Annotated in this window: 24 protein-coding genes; 20 read left to right on the top strand and 4 right to left on the bottom strand. The window is 71.1% G+C overall.

The features are described from left to right. Nucleotides 1-42: 42 nt before the first annotated feature. On the top strand, nt 43-600 hold the full coding sequence (locus tag VF139_06285; protein HEX6850997.1) for an XRE family transcriptional regulator: 558 nt from the start codon (nt 43-45) through the stop codon (nt 598-600). Nucleotides 601-603: 3 nt separating this feature from the next. On the opposite strand, the gene VF139_06280 is transcribed toward VF139_06285, so the two are convergent. Continuing rightward, a complete protein-coding gene (locus tag VF139_06280; GenBank protein ID HEX6850996.1) occupies nt 604-2145 on the bottom strand; it encodes a radical SAM protein in 1542 nt (513 codons plus the stop codon). A gap of 77 nt (nt 2146-2222) precedes the next feature. Here VF139_06280 and VF139_06275 point away from each other — a divergent pair, with 77 nt between their 5' ends. The 18 genes from VF139_06275 (at nt 2223) to VF139_06190 (ending at nt 15004) form a co-directional block, all read left to right on the top strand. Continuing rightward, on the top strand, nt 2223-3884 hold the full coding sequence (locus VF139_06275; protein ID HEX6850995.1) for a hypothetical protein: 1662 nt from the start codon (nt 2223-2225) through the stop codon (nt 3882-3884). A gap of 98 nt (nt 3885-3982) precedes the next feature. Next, the gene (locus VF139_06270) at nt 3983-5029 is read left to right on the top strand and encodes an MBL fold metallo-hydrolase (protein ID HEX6850994.1); all 1047 of its coding nucleotides are present in this window, start codon (nt 3983-3985) and stop codon (nt 5027-5029) included. Nucleotides 5030-5063: 34 nt separating this feature from the next. Beyond that, nucleotides 5064-5534, top strand: a complete 471-nt coding sequence (locus VF139_06265; protein HEX6850993.1) for a DUF3224 domain-containing protein — start codon at nt 5064-5066, stop codon at nt 5532-5534. After that, nucleotides 5531-5683, top strand: a complete 153-nt coding sequence (locus tag VF139_06260; protein HEX6850992.1) for a hypothetical protein — start codon at nt 5531-5533, stop codon at nt 5681-5683. The genes VF139_06265 and VF139_06260 overlap by 4 nt, the downstream gene beginning before the upstream one ends. A gap of 28 nt (nt 5684-5711) precedes the next feature. Next, nucleotides 5712-6134 (top strand): ester cyclase, encoded by a 423-nt coding sequence (locus VF139_06255; protein HEX6850991.1) that lies wholly within the window; start codon nt 5712-5714, stop codon nt 6132-6134. Next, nucleotides 6131-6532, top strand: coding sequence for a DUF2255 family protein (locus tag VF139_06250; GenBank protein HEX6850990.1), 402 nt, complete (start codon nt 6131-6133; stop codon nt 6530-6532). The genes VF139_06255 and VF139_06250 overlap by 4 nt, the downstream gene beginning before the upstream one ends. 34 nt (nt 6533-6566) lie before the next feature. After that, nucleotides 6567-7166, top strand: a complete 600-nt coding sequence (locus tag VF139_06245; protein ID HEX6850989.1) for an XRE family transcriptional regulator — start codon at nt 6567-6569, stop codon at nt 7164-7166. Continuing rightward, nucleotides 7163-7690 carry a GNAT family N-acetyltransferase gene (locus VF139_06240; protein HEX6850988.1) on the top strand — a complete coding sequence of 176 codons (528 nt, stop codon included), beginning with the start codon at nt 7163-7165 and terminating at the stop codon, nt 7688-7690. Before VF139_06245 ends, VF139_06240 begins: the two co-directional genes overlap by 4 nt. 50 nt (nt 7691-7740) lie before the next feature. Next, nucleotides 7741-8532: an MBL fold metallo-hydrolase gene (locus tag VF139_06235; GenBank protein HEX6850987.1), complete on the top strand. Its 792-nt coding sequence runs from the start codon at nt 7741-7743 to the stop codon at nt 8530-8532. A gap of 115 nt (nt 8533-8647) precedes the next feature. Further along, complete coding sequence (locus VF139_06230; protein ID HEX6850986.1) at nt 8648-10690, top strand: sialidase family protein; 2043 nt, start codon at nt 8648-8650, stop codon at nt 10688-10690. Between the two features lie 47 nt (nt 10691-10737). Further along, nucleotides 10738-10980 (top strand): hypothetical protein, encoded by a 243-nt coding sequence (locus VF139_06225; GenBank protein ID HEX6850985.1) that lies wholly within the window; start codon nt 10738-10740, stop codon nt 10978-10980. A gap of 162 nt (nt 10981-11142) precedes the next feature. Continuing rightward, nucleotides 11143-11538 carry a GFA family protein gene (locus VF139_06220; protein HEX6850984.1) on the top strand — a complete coding sequence of 132 codons (396 nt, stop codon included), beginning with the start codon at nt 11143-11145 and terminating at the stop codon, nt 11536-11538. A gap of 10 nt (nt 11539-11548) precedes the next feature. After that, nucleotides 11549-12130, top strand: coding sequence for a protein-S-isoprenylcysteine O-methyltransferase (locus tag VF139_06215; GenBank protein ID HEX6850983.1), 582 nt, complete (start codon nt 11549-11551; stop codon nt 12128-12130). Further along, nucleotides 12127-12915 (top strand): GNAT family N-acetyltransferase, encoded by a 789-nt coding sequence (locus tag VF139_06210; GenBank protein ID HEX6850982.1) that lies wholly within the window; start codon nt 12127-12129, stop codon nt 12913-12915. Before VF139_06215 ends, VF139_06210 begins: the two co-directional genes overlap by 4 nt. Continuing rightward, nucleotides 12912-13478, top strand: coding sequence for a GNAT family protein (locus VF139_06205; protein ID HEX6850981.1), 567 nt, complete (start codon nt 12912-12914; stop codon nt 13476-13478). Before VF139_06210 ends, VF139_06205 begins: the two co-directional genes overlap by 4 nt. Further along, nucleotides 13457-14149: a class I SAM-dependent methyltransferase gene (locus VF139_06200; GenBank protein ID HEX6850980.1), complete on the top strand. Its 693-nt coding sequence runs from the start codon at nt 13457-13459 to the stop codon at nt 14147-14149. Before VF139_06205 ends, VF139_06200 begins: the two co-directional genes overlap by 22 nt. 13 nt (nt 14150-14162) lie before the next feature. After that, nucleotides 14163-14549 carry a nuclear transport factor 2 family protein gene (locus tag VF139_06195; protein HEX6850979.1) on the top strand — a complete coding sequence of 129 codons (387 nt, stop codon included), beginning with the start codon at nt 14163-14165 and terminating at the stop codon, nt 14547-14549. Then, nucleotides 14546-15004, top strand: a complete 459-nt coding sequence (locus VF139_06190) for a hypothetical protein (GenBank protein HEX6850978.1) — start codon at nt 14546-14548, stop codon at nt 15002-15004. Before VF139_06195 ends, VF139_06190 begins: the two co-directional genes overlap by 4 nt. On the opposite strand, the gene VF139_06185 is transcribed toward VF139_06190, so the two are convergent. From VF139_06185 to VF139_06175, 3 genes are read right to left on the bottom strand one after another with little or no spacing between them, the layout of a single operon-like run. Then, on the bottom strand, nt 14994-15275 hold the full coding sequence (locus VF139_06185) for an acylphosphatase (protein ID HEX6850977.1): 282 nt from the start codon (nt 15273-15275) through the stop codon (nt 14994-14996). The two genes, VF139_06190 and VF139_06185, sit on opposite strands and share 11 nt — an antisense overlap. Continuing rightward, entirely contained in the window at nt 15265-16194 is a 930-nt protein-coding gene (locus tag VF139_06180) for an aldo/keto reductase (protein HEX6850976.1), read from the bottom strand. Before VF139_06180 ends, VF139_06185 begins: the two co-directional genes overlap by 11 nt. Then, nucleotides 16191-18845 carry an HAD-IC family P-type ATPase gene (locus VF139_06175; protein ID HEX6850975.1) on the bottom strand — a complete coding sequence of 885 codons (2655 nt, stop codon included), beginning with the start codon at nt 18843-18845 and terminating at the stop codon, nt 16191-16193. Before VF139_06175 ends, VF139_06180 begins: the two co-directional genes overlap by 4 nt. 51 nt (nt 18846-18896) lie before the next feature. Here VF139_06175 and VF139_06170 point away from each other — a divergent pair, with 51 nt between their 5' ends. Next, entirely contained in the window at nt 18897-19760 is an 864-nt protein-coding gene (locus tag VF139_06170; protein HEX6850974.1) for an Hsp33 family molecular chaperone HslO, read from the top strand. Nucleotides 19761-19931 lie beyond the last annotated feature (171 nt).

The raw sequence follows: 19931 nt of genomic DNA, 5'->3' as shown, positions 1-19931 counted from the left end.
CTCCTTTCGCGATCGTGAAGTCCCTTCACTATAAGGAACGTCATGGATCCGATCAACCGGCGGGTGGCGGAGCGATTGAGGGTGCTCCGGAAGGCGGCGGGGCTGAGCCTGGACGACCTGGCGTCCCGGTCGGGGGTGAGCCGCGCGGCGCTCAGCCAGATCGAGACCCTCAAGACCAACCCCACGATCGCCGTGCTCTGGAAGATCGCCTCCGGGCTCGACGTCCCCTTCTCGGAACTGCTCGGCGACGCCGAGGCGCCCACGGTCAGGATCGAGCGGGCGGCGAAGGCCCGCTGGCTGGGGGGCGGGCGCGATCCCTTCCGCAGCCGGCCGCTGCTCGGACGGATCCCGGGGCACCGCGTGGAGATCTACGAGCTGACCCTTGCGGCCGGGAAGTCCCACGACGCGCAACCACACCCCGCGGGATCCTTCGAGCAGGTCTTCGTGGAGGAGGGGAGGCTCGTCCTCGGCGTGGACGGCGGCGTCCACGCGCTGGGTCCGGGGGACGCGATCCTCTTCCGCGCCGACCGCGCGCACCGGTACGCGGCCGAGGGGCGGAAGGCCTTCCGGGGCCTGTCCACGATCCTCTACGGGGAGTGAGTCTCAGGCCGCGAGCCTGGGGACCAGCGCTTTCGCCCGCGCGCGCGCCGCGGCCGCCTCCTCGGCGAGCCCACGCTCCTCGAAGAGCTCGGCGAGGCGGAGGTGGCCCCACGGGTTTCCCGGCTGCGTCGCGACGATCGCCTCCGCGGCGGCGACGGCGCGGTCGAAGTCGCCGCGGGCGCGCCAGTATTCGGAGCGCCAGAGCTGCGTGGTGAAGAGAAACCCGTACGCCGCGTCGAAACGGTCGAAGTCGCGAGGGCCGTACGCCGCCTTCCTCCCCGTCCGCTCGAGCTCCTCCGCCAGCGCCTCGTAGTGCTTCACGGCGGCGGCGTCCTCGCGGACGAGGATCGCCGCACGCGCGTCGTGCACCCAGATCGAGTCGTCGACCCCGAGGAAACGCTTGGAGTCCTCGTAGAGCTTCGTCCCGGGGTAGATCGCCAGCGGCGCGACGATCCCGTCGTGCGGGAGGATCTCGCGGATGAGCGCGCGGGTCGCGGCGATGTCCTCCTCGGTCTCCTCCGGGACGCCGCTGATCAGGTAGATCGACACGACGAGCCCGGCCTCGCGGGTCATCGCCACCGCCTTGCGGATCATCTCGGCGGTGATGTCCTTCTGCAGGATCTTCAGGATCCGATCGGAGCCCGACTCGATTCCGTACTGGATGTGGTGGCAGCCGGCGCGCTTCATCCAGGCCAGGCGCTCCTCGTCGACGAGGTTGACGCGCGACTGGCAGTCCCAGAGGAAGTGGAGCCGCGAGTCGATCAGCCCCCTGCAGATGTCGATCGTCCGCTGGCGGTGCGCGGTGAAGGTGTCGTCGCGAAGCGACACGTAGACGAGGCCGTGCCGCTCGCGGAGGGTCCGGAACTCCCGCAGCACGTCGTCGGCGGAGCGGAATCGGACGCGTTTTCCCCAGAAGTCCGGCGTGTTGCAGAAGGTGCACGCCCCCGGGCACCCGCGCGAGCTGATGAAGTAACGCAGTTGGTCGGGGACGTCGACGCCGATCGAGCGCGCGAGGTGGTCCGCGTTGTGCGGGAGGCGGTCGAGGTCGGGGATCGAAGGGCGCGCCGGGGACCACGCGATCGACCCCGCGGCGTCGCGCGCGGTCGTCCCCGCGATTCCCGCCGCGAGGGCGCCGCGCTCCCTGGCCCGGACGATCTCGAGCATCGCGTCCTCCCCCTCGCCGCGCACGACCGCGTCGAAGGCGGGGTAATGCTCGAGCCAGTGCCGGTCGAGGTGGGTGACGTGCGGGCCGCCGGCGACGACGTAGGTCTTAGGGCTGATCCGCTTCGCGAGCGCGGCGAGCTCGTGCGAGGCGTGCCGGTTGAACGTGAACACCGACACGCCGAGCACGTCGGGCTTCTCGGCTTCGAGGACCCGCGCGAGACGCTCGCCCGGGAACCGCGAGAAGTTCCCGACCTTCGAGGGGAATCCCGCCTGGTTCAGGACCGCGTTGAGGATCCCCAGGCCGACCGGGATCTTGCGGGCGAAGTAGTCCTCGGCGAGTTCGGCTCCCGAGGTATAGGCGAGGAGGGTCCTGGGGCGCATGCGGCCGAGAGCTTAGCAGCGGCGTGGCGGAATCCGTCGGGTTCCGGCGTAGCCTAGGGGACAACGGAGGAGCCGACATGAAGTTGCGTCCGATACCCGTCCTCGCCCTCGTCCTGCTCGCGTTCGCCTGCGGAAGACCCGCGGCGCCGCCGACGCCGGCCTCCGCCGTCCCGATGTTCGACGGCCTGGGCTCGCACGTCCGTCCGGTGACGACGGCATCCCCCGAGTCGCAGCGGTACTTCGACCAGGGGCTGAACTTCCTCTTCGCCTTCAACCACGACGAGGCGATCCGGTCGTTCACCCGCGCGACGGAGCTCGACCCCGGAAACGCCATGGCGTGGTGGGGGATCGCGACCGCCAACGGCCCGCACATCAACTTCCCGCTCGTCCCCGAGGAGCGCGCGAAGGCCGCCTGGGCCGCGTCGGAGAAGGCGCGGGCGGCGGCGGCGAAGGTCGATCAGAAGCCCGCCGACGCCGCGCTGATCGGGACCCTGGCCGCGCGATACGCAAACCCGCAACCGGCCGATCGCAAACCCCTCGACGAGGCGTACGCCGCGGCGATGCGCGAGGTCGCCGCGAGGTTCCCGGACGACGCGGACGTCGCGTCGCTCTTCGCCGAGTCGATGATGGACCTGCGGCCGTGGGACCTGTGGCTGAAGGACGGCACCGCGCAGCCCGGTACCGAGGAGATCGTGTCGACGCTCGAAGGGGTGCTCGCCAAGGCCCCCGAACACCCGCTCGCCAACCACCTGTACATCCACGCCGTTGAGGCGAGCCCGAACCCCGAGAAGGCGACGGCCGCCGCGGACCGGCTTCGCACCCTCCAGCCCGGCCTGGGGCACATGGTTCACATGCCCACGCACATCGACGTGCGCACCGGGAACTGGGAGAAGGCGATCGCGTCGAACGCCGCCGCGAACGACGCCGACGTCGTCTACCGCGATCGCGCGGAGAAGAACCAGGGTTTCTACCGGCTCTACATGGCGCACAACCGCCACATGCGCGCGTTCGGGGCGATGATGCTCGGCCGCAGCGAGGAGGCGATCGGCCAGATCCGCACGATGGTCGCCGAGATGCCTGAGGCGTGGAAGAAGGACTATGCCGGGATCGCCGACGGCTTCCTCGGCATGCCCTTCGAGGTCCTGATGCGCTTCGGCAAGTGGGACGAGATCCTCGCCGAGCCGGAGCCCGCGGAGACCTTCCCGATCGCCCGCGCCCTGCGCCTGTACGCGCGCGGGGTCGCTTACGCCGCGAAGGGGATGACGAAGGAGGCGCGCGCGGAGCAGACCCTGTTCCTCGCCCATCGGGCGACGATCCCCGCCGACGCCGCCTTCGGGAACAACACGGCCGCCGATCTGCTCGCGGTGGCCGAGCACCTGCTCGAGGGGGAGATCACCTTTCGCGAGGGCGACGTCGAGAAGGGGCTCGCGGCGATGCGCGAGGCGGTGAAGCGCGAGGATGCGCTGCGCTACGACGAGCCCCCGGACTGGATCCAGCCGGTGCGCCACGCGCTGGGTGCCTCGCTCCTCAAGGCCGGCAGGATCGACGAGGCCGAGGCGGTGTACCGTCGCGACCTCGAGATCCACCCGCGCAACGGCTGGTCGCTCTACGGCCTCTCGCGCACCCTCGAGCTCAAGAAACACGCCGACGCGCAGGTCGTCCGCGCGCAGTTCGACGACGTCTGGAAGAGCGCCGACCTCAAGCTCTCCTCCTCCTGCTTCTGCCAGCCGGGGGTCTAAAAGGGGTCAGGCCCCTTTTTCTTACAATTCAGGCGCCGGGCCGCCCCTGTTCCCTGCAGGGGCGGCCCGGGCGTCCCGTTCGCGCGTAACCTCCCCGGATGCACGCCCTCGTCCTCGCCGCCGTCGCGACCCTCGCCGCGCAGGATCCCGCGCCTCTCGAGATCGTCCCGCTCGCCGACGGCGTCTACGCCGCCGTACGCCCCCACGAGCCGGGGCTGATGTTCGACGCGAACAACCTCCTCGTCGTCAACGACGAAGACGTCGTGGTCGTCGACTCCAACGTCAGCGCGGCGTCGACGCGCGAAGTCATCGCGGCCCTCCGAAAGATCACGACGAAGCCGGTGCGCTACGTCGTCCACACCCACTGGCACGACGACCACAACGTCGGCGACGCCGCCTGGCGCGAGGCCTACCCCGGAGTCGAGCTCGTCGGGCATCCCGCAACCCTCGAGGACGCGCCGACCGAGGGGAAAACCAACCGCGACGGGCTTCTCGCCTACGCCCCCGACGGGATCAAGATGCTCCGCGACGCCCTCGCGAACGGGACATCCCTCGCCGGTGGCGCGATCACCGACGAGGAGCGGCGCAGCATCACGCGCGACCTCTTCCTCGTCGAACGCTACGTCGCCGAGGTCCCGACGGCCCGGTTCCTGCTCCCGACCGTGACGGTCGACTCGAAGCTCGTCCTCCACCGCGGGGCGCGAACGATCGAGATCCTCGCCGTTCCCGGCCACACCCGCGCCGACCTCGCGGTCCACCTACCGAAGGAGGGGATCCTCGCGACCGGCGACCTCCTCGTCGCCCCCGTCCCGCTCGTGGGCGCGAAGTCGCGGGTGAAGGAATGGAGCAGGAGCCTCGAAACCCTCGCCGCCCTCGGGCCCCGGACGATCCTCCCCGGCCACGGCCCGATCCAGCGCGACACGTCCTACCTGAAGCTCAACGCCGAGCTCTACGCCTCGATCTGGAGGCAAGTCGAAGCCGCCGTCGCCCGCGGCGAGACCCTCGAGCCGGTCCGCAAGGGCGTCGATCTCGCCTCGTTCAAGAAGTCGATCGCCGGCGACTCGAAGCTGCGCGCCGTTCTCTTCGACCAGTACGTCGCCGGGCCCGCTGTGGCGGCTGCGTACGCGCAGGCCGGGGGGAAGTAGACTCCCGGGGTCGTCCCCCGAGGAGGCCCCCGCCGTGCGCATCGCTTTGTGGCTCGTGTCCGTCGTTCTCGTCAGCCTCGCCTTCACCCCCGCCCGAGCCGCCTCCATGGCGAAGGGCTCGTTCGAGGTCGTCCTGCAGCCCGACGGCGAGCCCGCGGCCGCCGACGGGGTGTCGCTCGGCCGCATGACCCTCGACAAGACCTTCAGCGGGGACCTCTCGGGCACGGGCAAGGGCACGATGCTCACCGCAATGACCTCGACGAAGGGCTCCGCGGGGTACGTCGCCATCGAGCGGGTGACCGGCACCCTGAACGGGAAGAGAGGTTCGTTCGTCTTCCAGCACACCGGCACCATGCATCGCGGCGCCCAGCAACTGTCGATCACCGTGGTTCCCGATTCCGGGACCGGCGAGCTCGCGGGGATCGAAGGGACGTTCAAGCTGACGATCGCCGAGGGGAAGCACCTGTACGAGTTCGAGTATTCGCTGCCGAGGAGCGATCCATGAATCGATTCCGTTGCGTGTCGATCCTCTTCGGCCTGCTCACGACGCACGCGGTCACGGCCCCGCCGCTCACCCGCCGGCCGAGGAAACCGCCGTCGTGGCCACTCGAACCGGTCTCGGGTGGTACGGCGTGGCGATCGCGACGGGTCTGATGTCGGCCCGCCGGAAGTGGATCTCGTGATGTCGCCCTCGACATCCGGCCGGGAGGAGTTGGCCCGGATCGCCAGGGACTGGGTCACCCTGTGGCGCGCCCCCGTCGACTGGGCCCGCTTCGACGCCCTCCACGCGGACGACTTCGTCGATCATGCGTCGGCCGGAAGACCGGGGACGAAAGCCGGCTTCGCGCAGGGGCTGGCCGCGATGGTGGAGGCGTTCCCCGACCTCGTCACGACGGTCGAGGACCTGCTTGTCGACGAGACCCGCTCCCGGGTGGCCGTTCGCTGGAAGGCCGTCGGGACGAATCGCGGGCGTTACCTCGGCGTCGGACCGACGAACCGGCTCACGACGATCACCGGGATCGAGATCGTCGGGATAGAGGACGGGAGGGTCGTCGAGCGCTGGGGGGAGTGGGACATCTCCGGGCACCTCGGGAGTCGGCCGTGAGCGCCCGCAGGCTCGCTCCGTCGGTCGTCGCCGCGGTCGCCGAAGCCAAGATCCTCGGCGTGCGCGCCGGCGCCCGCTCCGACCACCGCTTCATCGGGATCTGGGCGGTCGTCGTCGGAGGGCGCGTCTTCGCGCGCTCGTGGACGCAGTCCGAAGGAGGCTGGTTCCGCACCTTTCTCGAGGACCCCGCGGGGACGATCCAGGTCGGCAAGCGGCGCGTTCGCGTCCGCGCCGCCCGCGTTCGCAGCGAACGGATTCGCGACGCCGTCGACGAGGCCTACGCCGAGAAGTACCCGACCCCGGGTTCGGTGAGATACGTGCGCGGGCTGCGCTCGCCGAAGCGCCGGGACACCACGATCGAGTTCGTGCCGGCGCTGGCTCCGCGAAAAAGGGGTTGACGCCGCATCCATCATGCTGGACATTCCGTCCACCATGAAGGAAGCCTCCTCGCACCTCCCCCGCCGCATCGCCGAGCGCGTGAAAGACCTGCGCGCCGCGCGGGCCCTCTCCCTCGAGGACCTGGCGCAGCGATGCGGGGTCAGCCGATCGATGATCTCGCTCATCGAGCGCGGGGAATCGAGCCCGACCGCGGTCGTCCTCGAGAAGCTCGCGGCGGGACTCGGGGTGACCCTCGCGTCCCTGTTCGATGCGCCCGAGCGCCCGACCGCGGCCGCCTCCGGCCCGGTCGCGCGCCGCTCGGACCAGATCGAGTGGAAGGACCCGGGCTCGGGGTACGTCCGCCGCAACGTCACCCCCGTCGGGGCGGGCCAGCCGATGCGAATCGTCGAGGTCCACTTTCCGGCCGGAGCACGTGTCGGCTTCGAGGCGGAGTCGCGGGAGGCACCGATCCATCAGCAGGTGTGGATTCTCGAAGGCTCGATGGACGTCACCACCGGGAAGGGGCGCCACCGCCTGAAGGAAGGGGACTGCCTCGCGATGGAGCTCGACGGCCCGACCATGTTCCACAACCCGACGCGACGGCGCGCGCGTTACGCCGTGGTGATCGCGTCCGAACCGCGAGGTCGGCGATGAGCGCCACCGTATCCGTCCGACGGCTGCACGCGATCGCCGACGCGGAGATCGAAGCCCTCGCCGACGTCCTGATCGACTGCGTCGAGGCAGGGGCGTCGGTGAGCTTCATGCTGCCGATCACCCGGGACCGCGCGGTGGGCTTCTGGCGGCGTGTCGCGCAGGGGGTGGCCGCGGGGGATCGGGCCGTCCTCGTGGCCGAGGACGCGCTGGGGCTCTGCGGAACCGTCCAGTTGATCTTCGACCTTCCCGAGAACCAGCCTCACCGCGCCGACCTCGCGAAGCTCCTCGTCCATCGGCGCGCGCGCCGTCGCGGCGTCGGCGAGGCTCTGATGCGCGCGGCGGATGGCGTCGCGCTCGACTGCGGCAGGACCCTGCTCGTGCTCGACGCCGTCACGAACGGGCCGGCGGCGCGCCTTTACGAACGGCTGGGTTGGGTACGGGTCGGGGACATTCCGAGATACGCGCTCACCCCTGGCGGGGACTGGTGCAGCACGACGTACTACTACCGCGAGCTCGGAGCGTAGGTCCGTGAAACCTCGCTTCGTCCGAACGGCGGTCGTCGTCGAGGTGTGCCATGCAGGAGTCGAGACTTCGCGTCACCTACATCGGAGGTCCGACCGCGCTGATCGAGTGGGGAGGCCTACGCCTGCTCACCGACCCGACGTTCGATCCCGCGGGGACCGAGCACGCCGGTCCCGCGTCGACGCTGACCAAGACCGCGGGCCCCGCGATCGACGTCGCGACGCTCGGGCCGGTGGACGTCGTCCTGCTCAGCCACGACCACCACGCGGACAACCTCGACCGCGCGGGGCGCGAGACCCTCGAGAGCGCCGGCGTCGTGTTGACGACCACCGCGGGATCGAAGCGGCTGGGCGGCGCGGCGATCGGCCTCGAGCCGTGGGCGTCGATCGGGATCGAGGCTCCGGGCGGGAAGATCCTGCGCGTCACCGCCACCCCCGCGAGGCATGGCCCCGTCGGGGGCGACCGGGGACCCGTGATCGGGTTCGTCCTCGAGTTCTCCAGGAACGGCTCCGACGCCGTCTACGTTTCGGGAGACACGGTCGCCTTCGAGGGAGTCGCGGAGGTCGCGCTCCGCCACCGCATCGCGGTCGCGTTCCTCTTCCTCGGTGCGGCGAAGGTCGCGGCGGCGGGGCCGTCGCACCTCACGATGACCGCCGAGGAGGGGGCCACCGTCGCCGCGGTCCTCCCCGGGGCGGCGATCGTGCCGCTGCACTTCGAGGGGTGGAAGCACTTCTCGGAGGGGAGGGCGGAGATCGAGGCGGCGTTCGCCGCCGCGGGGCTGACCCATCGCCTGCACTTCATCCCGCCCGGACGCGCGGAGGGCTTGCCGACGACGGTCGTGTAGCGGACTCGACGACGCGGCGGCGGCGATCCCAAAGGAACGGAATCGGCCCGGTGCCCCCGGATTGCCCCGTTCACCGACCCGCCGTATATCCCTGTCGCCCCCGGAGGAACCCGCCTTGCGGCTCAAGATCGTCGTGTGCCTTCTGGCCGTGCTGGCCGCCGCTCCGACCCACGCCGCCCCCGTCTCGGTCCGCGTCGATCCGGCGCGCGGCTTCGATCCCCGCGTCGACTACGCATCCCTGCTCGCGTTCGGACCGTGGGACGACCGGAACTACGACCTGACCCTCGAGGATCTGGCGGTCCTCGCGCCGGACGAGGCGGAGAATCGCGAGGCGATCCCGGCGTTCTTCCGGGTCCGGATGCGGCAGGCCCGCCCCGAGCTTCGTAAGAGTGGCCCGGCCCAGTATCCGCGTCACGCGTACGTGATCTTCCGCCAGATGTTCGGGGGGTATCTGGTCGACGACGTCCTTTATCCGACCGCCGCGCGCGACGGAGCCCGCTGGGTGTTCGACCGCGAGACCGGCGTCCGCGTCGACGATCCGGCGGCGGCGACCGCTTTCGTCACCGGGGAGGTGCGGGTCACGAGCCCGAACGGAGCGGCGGAGTCGGCGATCAAGGTGAGTCCGGCCGACCCCGACCGCGTGATCGCCGGGACGAACGGCCCCCTCGGCGGCCAGCGGATGCACTACTCGACCAACGGCGGGACGACCTGGACGCAGGTGAACCTTCCTCTGGGGGGAACGAGCGGGGACCCCGCCGTCGACTGGTCCTCGGACGGCGCGAACGCCTACACGACGACCCTCGGCAATTGCTCGTTCTTCGGCTGCCAGGTCTGGTTCTACCGCTCGAACGATTTCGGCGCGACGTGGACCGGCCTCGAGTCGGCGACCCCCGGCGATCCGCGCCGCGAGATCGCGACGAGCAGCGCGGACAAGGAATACCTGCACGTCGACAAACACGCGACCTCTCCCTACAAGGACCGCGTCTACGTCACCTGGCACAACAACAACGTGATGCAGTTCGCGGTGTCGGCCGATCGCGGGAACACCTTCGCGAGCCAGACGTTCTCGAACAACTCCGCGGAGCTCGGGATCGGCAGCGACATCGCCAGCGGGAAAAACGGCGAGGTCTGGTACTTCTGGCCGGCGTTCAACAGCCGGACGATCCGCATGCGCAAGTCGACGAACGGGGGGCAGACCTTCGGGACGTCGATCGTCGTCGCCTCCACGCAGGGGGCGTTCACCTTCCCCCTTCCGTCGTTCGACGCGCGCCAGGCGTTCCTCTACGTCGCCGCGGACGCCGACCTCTCGAGCGGAACCTACGGCGGCAGCGTCTACGCCGCCTGGACCGACGCGACCGCGCCCACGACGAGCAACCCTTCGACCAATCACGGGCGCGTGCAGGTCGCCTACTCCCGCGACGGGGGAGGGAGCTGGACGGTCACGACCCCGCACCCGACCGCCGACGCGCTGACGGTGGACCGGTACCACCCGTGGCTCGCGGTGGGGGCCGACGGCGTCGTGCACGTCGTCTACTACGACACCTCGCGCAGCGCCGACCGGACCCGGGTCGACCTCTTCTACGCCTACTCCACCGACGGCGCACAGACCTGGTCGGTGCCGCAGCGGGTGACGTCGGTTCAATCGCCGAACATCAACGACGGGTTCGAGTGGGGGGATTACAACGGACTCGACATCGTGCTCCAGAACCTGATCGCGATCTACACCGACAACCGCGACGAGTCGGGCGGGACCGCGCAGTCGGTGGACGTCTACGCGATCGGAATCCCCCCGGGTGGCGCGTCGCCGGGTGCGGGGACGGTCCCGGACGGGGACGCGATCGCCGGCGCTCCACTTACGGTCGACCGCTCCGGCGGCGACGTCGCGCTCTCGTGGAGCGCGGCGTGCGGCCTCGCGACGGACTACGCGGTCTACGAGGGGCAACTCGGCGTTCCGAACAGCCTCGTCTCGCGGCTCTGCTCGACCGGCGGGGCGACGACGGCGACCATCACGCCGAATCAGGACGCCGCGTATTACCTCGTCGTGCCGCTGAACGCCGGGAACGAAGGCTCGTACGGGCGCGACGGTCTCGGCAACGAGCGGGCCCCCGCCGCGACGGCGTGCGCGACCCAGCAGATCGCGGCGTGCTCCGCGCCGTAGCACCCTCCCGTGGGCTAGGATGGGAGCAAGATTCCCGGGAGGGCGGCATGGCCGACTGGCAGCTGTTTCGGGACACCTACAGGAGCGAGATCACGACGCACGACTGGATCGGCGGGGTGGCCGTCGGCGGGGCGTTCGTGGCCTCGGCCGTGAGCTACGTCCGAACTCCCGACACGGTGGACGGTGTCGCGGCCCTGCTCCTTCTCGTGGCGATCGTGAACGGCGCGCTGGAGTTCCGCGCGAAGTTGCGCTCGATGCGGGAGCAGGATCGGATGGGCTGGACGCGATAGCGGAGGGGGATCCTCCGGCTGAACCTCGAAGGCCTCGCATGTAGGTCAAGCCCACGAGCGGGATCGCCCCCGCCCTCAGGAAGGCCGAAGTCACTCTCGCGAACGGATCGCGGCGTTGCTCGACGGCGAGGTGCCCGCGCGGCGGAAGGTGGGGAAGCGAGCATGAACGGCGGATGCCTTTGCGGTGCCGTGCGTTATCGGATCGACGGTCGCCTGGGCCGGACCTGCCATTGCCATTGCGTGCACTGTCGCCGCGCGAGCGGCGCGGCGTTCGTCACCTGGGTCGAGGTCGATCGCGCGACCTTCGTGGTCGAGAGCGGCGAGCCCGTCGCGTACGAGTCCCGACCCGGCGTGCTGCGGCGCTTTTGCGGCCGATGCGGCACCCAGCTGACGTGGGAGAGCGTCGAGATTCCCGAGACGTGCGACGTCACCGCCTGCAGTCTCGACGATCCGGCGGTCGTGACACCCGAGGACCATCTCTGGTGCGATCGCCGGATCCCGTGGCTGAAGCTCGCGGACGGGTTGCCGCAGTTCGCACTGCGGCGGACGAAAGGGTGAGCCGCGTCGCATGAGCCTCCTCGTCCCCAAGGCGGTCGTGTTGTTGGCGAATGTGGCGCTCGTGGCCATCCGCGCGCCCCACGGGCAGCGGAGCCGGTCGGTTCCGGTCGTCTCCAGTCGGAAAGGGGTGATGGAGACGGCCCTCCTCGCCTTCGCGTTCGCGACGTTCTTCATCCCGTTCGTGTGGATGCTGACGGCGTGGCTGTCCTTCGCCGACTACCCGCTTCACCCGCTCACCTTCGGGCTGGGAGTCGAATTCCTGGTCGTGGGCCTCTGGCTGTTCTGGCGCTCGCACGCGGACCTCGGCACGAACTGGTCCCTGACCCTCGAGGTGCGGGAGAACCACCGTCTCGTGACCGACGGCGTCTACCGGAAGGTGCGCCATCCGATGTACACGTCGCTCCTGTTCTTCTCGATCGGTCAGGCGCTGGCGCTCCCGAACTTCGTGGCCGGACCCGCATACCTCGTGGCGATGGTGGTGATGATCGTGTTCCGGCTCTCGACCGAGGAGCGCCTGATGCTCGACACGTTCGGCGCCGAGTACGAGGCGTACCGGTCGCGGACGAAGCGGTTGATGCCGGGGGTGTGGTGATCGACGCCGCGGACGAGAACTTCGTCGTCCACGTGTCCTGGGCGGCCCGGGGCCTTCCCGACGCCCGCGTCCGGATCGCTCCCGATCTCGTCCTGGTCGACTCGGGGCTGGCCTGCGACACCTTCAACTTCGCCTGTCGGGTCAAACTCTCCCGCGAGGGGGCCGCGGCGCGAGTGGCGGAGCTCGTGGGGTTCTTCCGGGAGACCGGACATCCGTACTCCTGCTGGGTGACTCCCGGCTCGACCCCCGCGGCGCTTCGCACGATTCTCGAGGACGCGGGACTCGCTCCAGCGGAGTCCGAGCTCGCGATGGTCGCGTCTCTCTCCGATCTTTCCCCGCCCCCACCCCCGCCGACGGGGATCGAGATCTCGAGGGTGGCGACGCCGGACGATCTCGAGGCCTACGCCCGGATCCTCGCGGAGAACTGGTCGCCTCCCGACCCGGACGTCCTGCGGTTCCACCGCCTCGCCGCCCCGCGGCTGCTCGCACCGGCCTCGCCGCAGCGCCTGTACCTCGCCCGGCTGGAGGGCGATCCCGTGGCGACGGCCGAGGTGACGGTCGCCGGAGGCGTTGCCGGCGTCTACAACATCTCGACGCGAACGGCGCATCGGCGTGTCGGGATCGGGACGGCGATCACGTATGCTCCGTTGCGCGACGCCGCGAGAGAAGGGATCGCGACCGCGGTGCTCCAGGCCGCGCCCGACGGCGTCGGCGTCTACCGCCGCCTCGGGTTCTCTTCGTACGGCGAGGTCACGGAGTTCAAGCCCGCCCCGGAGGCCCCATGAACCCCGACGGATTCGAGACGGTTCCCCCGACGCTCGTGGGGGACGGCGTGACGCAGCGCGCCCTCGGGCAGGGCGACGCCCTCGCGATGTACCGCCTGTTCTCCGACCCCGAGGTGGTGCAGTACACCTCCGTCGCCCGCTTCGCGGACGTCGAGCAGGCGCGGCAGTGGATCCAGCGCGGCCTCGACGCGTTCGCCGAGGGAGGGATGTACCGCTGGGCGGTCGAGCTCGACGGCGAGGTCGTCGGGACCTCGATGATCTTCCTCATCGACCGCGTCCACCGTCGCGCCGAGATCGGGTTCGCCGTGCTGCGGGAGCAGTGGGGGAAGCGGATCGTGTCCCGCGTGATCCCGCCCCTGATCGCCTTCGGCTTCGAGCGCCTGGGGCTTCACCGCCTCGAGGCGGTCGTCGAGCCCCACAACACGCCGTCCCTCCTCGCCCTGCAGCGCTGCGACTTTCGCCAGGAGGGGGTGCTGCGCCAGCGGAGCTTCAAGAACGGGAGCTTCCAAGACGAGGTGGTCCTCGCGATCCTGAGGCCGGAGTGGCGAGGTTCGCGAACGTGAACCCCCGCTCGCCGGAGTTCGTCCGCGACGAGTTCGACCGGCTCGCGGCGTGCGCGCCCGAATGGGACTGGAACGCCCACTACCACCCCTGGATCGAGCGGACGCTTCCCCCGCGGGTCGACGCCCTGCTCGACGCCGGGTGCGGGGCGGGCGAGTTCGCCAGGTCGATCGCGCGGCGTTGCGCCCGCGTCGTGGCGATCGACCTGTCGCCGAGGATGATCGCGCGCGCCCGGGCCTCGGGGGCGCCGGCGCATGTGACGTTTGAGCTCGGCGACGTGATCGAGGCGGAGCTCCCGGCATCGGGGTTCGACGCGATCGTCTCGATCGCCGCGCTGCACCACATGGACCTCGCGGCGGCGCTCGACCGCCTGGCGGATCTGCTGCGCCCCGGGGGGAGGCTCGTCGTCGTCGACCTCCACGCCCCCGCGGGGATCGGCGACCACGTGGTCTCGGCCGCCAGCGCGGCGCTCGCGCCCCCGATCCGGTGGCTGCGGTCGGGGCGGCCGTTTCCGACGCGAGCGAGCCGCGCTGCGTGGGCCCTGCACGAGATTCACGACCGGCACGCGACGATCCCCGAGATCCGCCGGATCGCCGCTGCGCGGTTGGCGGGTTCGGTCGTCCGCCGGCGCCTGTTCTGGCGGTACTCGCTGACCTGGATCAAGCCGACCTGATCCCGGAGGGAACGTGGAGATCCGTGCCGCACTGATCGAAGCCTCGGAGGAGATCGCCCGCGCGATCGCGGGGCGCCGGGTCGCGGCGCTGCGCCCCTGGCTCGCTCCCGGCTTCACCCACCGCAGCCACGGCGGCGAAGCCGTCGATGTCGAGGGGTTCCTTCGCGGGATCGAGGGGATCCCCGGGGAGATCGTCGCGGTCCGGGTCGAGAACCTGGAGGTCGATCCCACGCCGACGGGCGTCCTCGTCACCGGGACCCAATACGCCGCCGTCCGGATCGACGGCACCCTTCACGAGGAGCGCCGCGGATTCGTGGACTGGTTCGTCCGGATCGACGGCGCCTGGCGGATCCAGGCGGCGGTGGACCTGCCGCTGCCGCAAACCGGAGGTACGGCATGAAGCTCGTCTCCCCCCGACGCGCGTCCCACACCTATCGCCAGACGCTGAACGCCCCAGCGGCGAAGGTCTTCCCGCTGCTGTGCCCGGTTCGGGAGCTGGAGTGGGCCGAAGGATGGGAGCCCCGCCTCGTCGTGAGCGCCTCCGGCGTCGCGGAGCGGGACTGCGTCTTCACGACGCCGTCGGAAGGGACCGAGGCGATCTGGTACGTGACCCGTCACGAGCCGGATGCGGGACTCGTCGAGATGCTGAAGATCACCCCGGGGGTGACGGCCTGTCGCCTCGAGATACGGCTCCATCCCGCCTCGCGCGGTTGCGCCGCGGACGTGACGTATACCCACACGAGCCTCTCCCCCGCGGGGGATGCGTTCGTGGACCGCTTCACCGAGGCGTATTACCGCGAGTTCATGCAGGCGTGGGAGAGGGAGCTGAACGCCTTCCTCGCCCTCAACGCCTGATCTCGAAGCCCGCGAGGCCGGGGAGGGGCTCCAGGTCCTCCACGTGGACCCCGTCGACGGTGGCGTACCGCGGTCCGCGAGCGGCCCACGCCGTCATCGAGGCGACCTTCGACGGGGGGCCCTGCGCCACGATCTCGACCGAACCGTCCGGGAGGTTGCGCACCCAGCCCGCGACGCCGATCTCCGCGGCCGCCTCGCCGGCGGCGAAACGAAACCCCACCCCCTGGACGCGTCCGGAGACGACGAGGCGAACGCGGGTCTCAGAGGCCATCGACGAGCCCGGCGATCCGGGCCCGCTGCTTGTCGTCGGGGAGCGGGCCCGTCGCGGCGCCGAGGTTGTCGATCACGTGCTCGGGTTTCCGCGACGCGGGGATCGCGCAGGTCACGGCGGGGTGGGAGAGGACGTACTTGAGGAACAGCTGCGCCCAGCTGGCCGCCCCGATCTCCCCGGCCCACTCCGGCAGCGGCTTCCCGGCGGCGCGCTTGAAGAGCTCCCCCGCGCCGAACGGGCGGTTCGCGATCACCGCGACCCCTCGGTTGGCGGCGACCTTCAGCAGGCGGTTCTCGGCGGCGCGCTCCCGGGCGGAGTAGTTGAGCTGGACGAAGTCGAGCTCGTGCGCCTCCAGGCAGCGCGCCAGCTCGTCGTGCGCGTCGTCGCGCCAGTGGGTGACCCCGACGTACCGGACCTTCCCTTCCCGCTTCCATGCGGCGAGGGTCTTCAGGTGGACCTCGACGTCGAGCAGGTTGTGCACCTGGATGAGGTCGAGCCGCCCGGTCCGCAGCTTCGCGAGGGAGGATTCCATCTGTGCGACCCCGGCCTCGCGCCCCTCGATCCAGACCTTCGTCGCGAGGAAGAGCTTTCCCTGCAGGCCGTTCTCCTCGACCAGGGCGCCGATCGCCGCCTCCGCCTTTCCGTACATCGGCGAGGAGTCGACGAGCGTCGCGCCCGCGGCCGCGAAGCGGCGCAGGGCCTCCTTCGCGCGGGTCCACTCCGCGGCCTCCGACGCCTCGAGGTCGAAGGCGCGATAGGTCCCCAGCCCCACGGCGGGGATCGATTCCCCCGACTTCGGGATCTTCCGCCGCAACATCGTCGGCTCCTCGGCGAGAGTGGGGAGGGGGAGCGCGAACCCGGCGGCCGAGGCCGCGAGCAGGCGCAGGACGTCGCGACGGGTCGTGAGGGGCGGGCTCATGACCGGGGATTGTAGAGCCGGCGAACGAGGACGACCCCCTCCGAAACGGCGAGAACAGGGAGCGAGGCGCACGCGCAGACGAGCCAGTCGGAAAGTCCCAGGGGCACGGTCCCGAAGGCGCGGGCGAAGGCGGAGGAGTAGACCACCGCGACCTGGAGCATCGCCGAGAGGGCGCAGGCGGCCCACAGGGCGCGATTCGCGAAGGGCGCGCGGAAGGCGCTGCGATCCTCGGAGCGCGAGGCGAAGGCGTTGACGAGCTGCGCCAGGACGAGGGTCGTGAATCCCATCGTGCGGGCGTAGGGCATCGAGCCGGTCCCCTCCAGCAGCCCTCCGGGGAGCGCCGCGTCCATCACGGCGAGGGTCGCCGCGGCCATCGAGATCCCCACCACGGCGACACGCGTGAACATGGCGCGGTCGAGGACCGCGGCGCTTTGGGGGCGAGGAGGGCGGTCCATGAGCGAGGGATCCGCCGGGCCCATCCCGAGCGCGAGGGCGGGAGCCGCGTCGGTCAGCAGGTTGATCCACAGGATCTGCACGGCGAGCAGGGGCAACACGACTCCGGTCCCGGCCTCGGGGACGAGGCCGAGCGTCCCCGCGCACGCCACGCCGAGCACCATCGCGAGGACCTCGCCGGCGTTCGACGAGAGCAGGTAACGCAGCGCCGCCCGCAGCGACTCGAAGATCCCGCGGCCCTCCTCGATCCCCGCGACAATCGACGCGAAGTCGTCGTCCGCGAGGACCATGTCCGACGCCTCGCGCGCGACGTCGGTGCCGGCGATCCCCATCGCGATCCCGATGTCGGCGGCCTTCAGGGCGGGGGCGTCGTTGACGCCGTCGCCGGTCATGGCGACGACGCTCCCGTCCGACTGGAGCGCGCGCACGAGCTCGAGCTTGCGCCCGGGATCGATGCGTGCGTGCACGTCGTCGGGCGCGATCCCCAGCTCCTCGGCGATCGCGCGCGCGGTTGCGGGATGGTCGCCGGTGATCATCACCACCCGGACCCCCGCCGCCTGGGCCCGGATCACGGCGTCCTGGGCCTCGAGCCTTGGGGGGTCGAGGATCCCGACGACGCCGAGGAAGACGAAGCCCCGCTCGATCGACGCGTCCCATCCCCCCTCCGACTCGGACGGCTCGAGCTCGCGGTATGCGACGCCCAGGGTCCGCAACGCCTCCCCGCCCAGCACCTCGACGGACGCGAGGATCGCCGCGCGCCGGTCGGGGGTGAGCGGAACGTTCCGATCGCCGGCCCGCTCGTGGGTGCACCGGGACAGCAGGACGTCGGGGGCTCCCTTCGAGGCGATCCCGAACCGGCCGCTTCCGTCGGCGGCGACGTGGACGGTCGTCATCATCCTGCGCTCGGAGGAGAACGGGACCTCACCCAGACGCGGGAAGGCCGATTCGATCTCCGCCTCGCCGAGCCCGAACTTCGCCGCGGCGACGACGAGGGCCCCCTCGGTCGGGTCGCCCCGGACCTTCCATCGGCCGCCGTCCCGCACGAGGTCGGCGTTGTTCGCCAGCAGGCCCGCGTGGAGGAGCAGCCGGAGCTCCTCGAGGGCCCGCGGGTCGTCCACCGGCCCTCCGAGATGCCAGACGTCGCCCGTGGGGTCGTACCCCACCCCCGTGAAATCGACGCGCCCCGCGCGCACGAAGGCGGCGCGGACGGTCATCTCCCCCTTCGTGAGCGTGCCGATCTTGTCGGTGCACACGATCGAGGTCGCGCCGAGGGTCTCGACGGCGGACAGCCGGCGCACGAGCACCCGGCGCCGGGCGAGGCGCTGCATCCCGACGGCGAGGGTGACGGTCGTGACCGCCGCGAGCCCTTCCGGCACGGCGGCAACCGCGAGGGACACGGCGAGCAGCAGAACCTGCACGACACCCTGAAGGTCGCGCACGCCGCCCGACGCCAGGAGCAGGGCCAGGATCGCCGCGCAGATCGAGATGACCGCGAAGCCGATGCGCCGCCCGGTTCGGGCCAGCTCGCGCTGCAGCGGGGTGGGCGGATCCGGCAGGTCCTGCAGGGCGCGGGCGATCCTGCCGAGCTCGGTGGCGCCGCCCGTCGCGGTGACGACGGCGCGCCCGCGGCCGGTCGCGACGATCGTCCCGCAGAAGACCGTGTCGGACCGGTCTGCGACCGCGGTGCCCGCGGGGAGCGGCCTCGGGTCCTTGTCCACCGCGGCGCTCTCGCCCGTGAGGATCGACTCGACGACGCGCAGCGCCGCCGCGGCGACGACGCGCGCGTCGGCGGCGATCCGGTCCCCCTCCTCGAGGAGGAGCAGGTCCCCCGGCACGACCTCCTCGGCGTCGATCTCCGTGGGAACGCCGTCGCGCATCACCCGCGCACCCGGCGCGGTGAGCTCGCGCAGGGAGGCCATCGCCCGTTCGGCCCGCGATTCCTGGACGAACCCGAGCACGCCGTTGGCGACGACGATCGCCAGGATCGCGACCGGCTCGAACGGGACGCCGCGCGCCCCCTCGACGCCCCACGCCGCGAACGCGACGGCGGTCGCGGCGAGCAGGAGCAACACGAGGGGCTCGACGAACTGCCGCGCGAGCCGGCGCCAGCCCGGCTCGGGCGGCTCGGCCGGCAGGACGTTGCGCCCGTACCGCGCCAGACGCGCCGAAGCCTCCGCGCCGTCCAGGCCCCGTTCCATCGCGGCCCACGCTAGCACCGCACGGTACGGCCGCGTAAACTCCCGGGCTTCATGGACGCGATCCGCCCGAGCCGCTTGTACACCTTCGTGGATGCGGACTACGAGTTCGCCCTCTACTTCCTCGAGGGGCAGCGCCTCATCGAGGAGCTCGCCGTCGTGCACGCGCTGCACGGGCCCGGCTTCGCGTACTTCCGCGACGTCGTGTTGAGCGTGCAGCCGATGATCGCGTTCCTCAAGCGCGGCGAGCAGTTCGGCTTCTACCTCGACGGAGACGAGCCGCAGTTCCGCCTGAAGATCGAGACGAACTGGAACGGGGACACGCGCAGCGTGCTGGTTCCCGAGACGTTCCGCGAGTTCCCGGACGCGCTGTGGGGCCTCGCGCGCCTGGTGAAGCTGTTCCCGAACAACACCGCGCCCTACCAGTCGATCCTCAAGGTCACCGGCGTCCCGCTCCCCGAGGTCGTCAACCGCGTGCTGCTGGAGAGCTACCAGGTGCGCGCGGCGGTCGTCGTTTCGGGGGAGAGCGACCAGAGCGCGATGCTCCACCGCCTTCCCGGGCTCCGCCAGCACGAGAGCGACGAGGAGCCCGCCGAGGCGATGGACCGGATGCGCGAGCGGATCGCGCGCGAGCTCGACGGCATCTTCGGCCGCGCCCTCGACCGCGAGGAGGACGTCGTCGCGGCGTTCGCGACCACGGGGTGGCACCTGCTCGCCTCGCGCGAGGTCCGGTTCCACTGCACCTGCTCCCACGATCGGTTCGTCCGGAACATCCTCCTCCTCAAGGACGGCGGAGGAAGCCTCGACCACCTCTTCGACCCCGGGCAGGATCGCCTCGACGTCGTTTGCGAGTACTGCAAGCAGCGCTACGCGGTGTCGCGGGAGGAGCTGCGGCGGGCGGAAGGCGCGCCGAACTGAAACCATGGTGGTGCGAATCGTGTGGGAGGACGGCGACCGCCCGCGGACGTGACGCCCACCCACGGACGGCCGACACGTCTCGCGGGTGGAGTTCGCGCCCTTCTCCTTCGGCACGGCGCCTGCTCCCTGCGCCGGCATGCGTTGGCCGATTCACCGTGTCGAGAAACAACG

This window comes from Candidatus Polarisedimenticolaceae bacterium (assembly GCA_036376135.1).
GTDB lineage: Bacteria > Acidobacteriota > Polarisedimenticolia > Polarisedimenticolales > DASRJG01 > DASVAW01.
The sequence above is the reverse complement of the archived record's forward strand: the minus strand, read 5'-3'. Positions and strand labels throughout refer to the sequence as shown.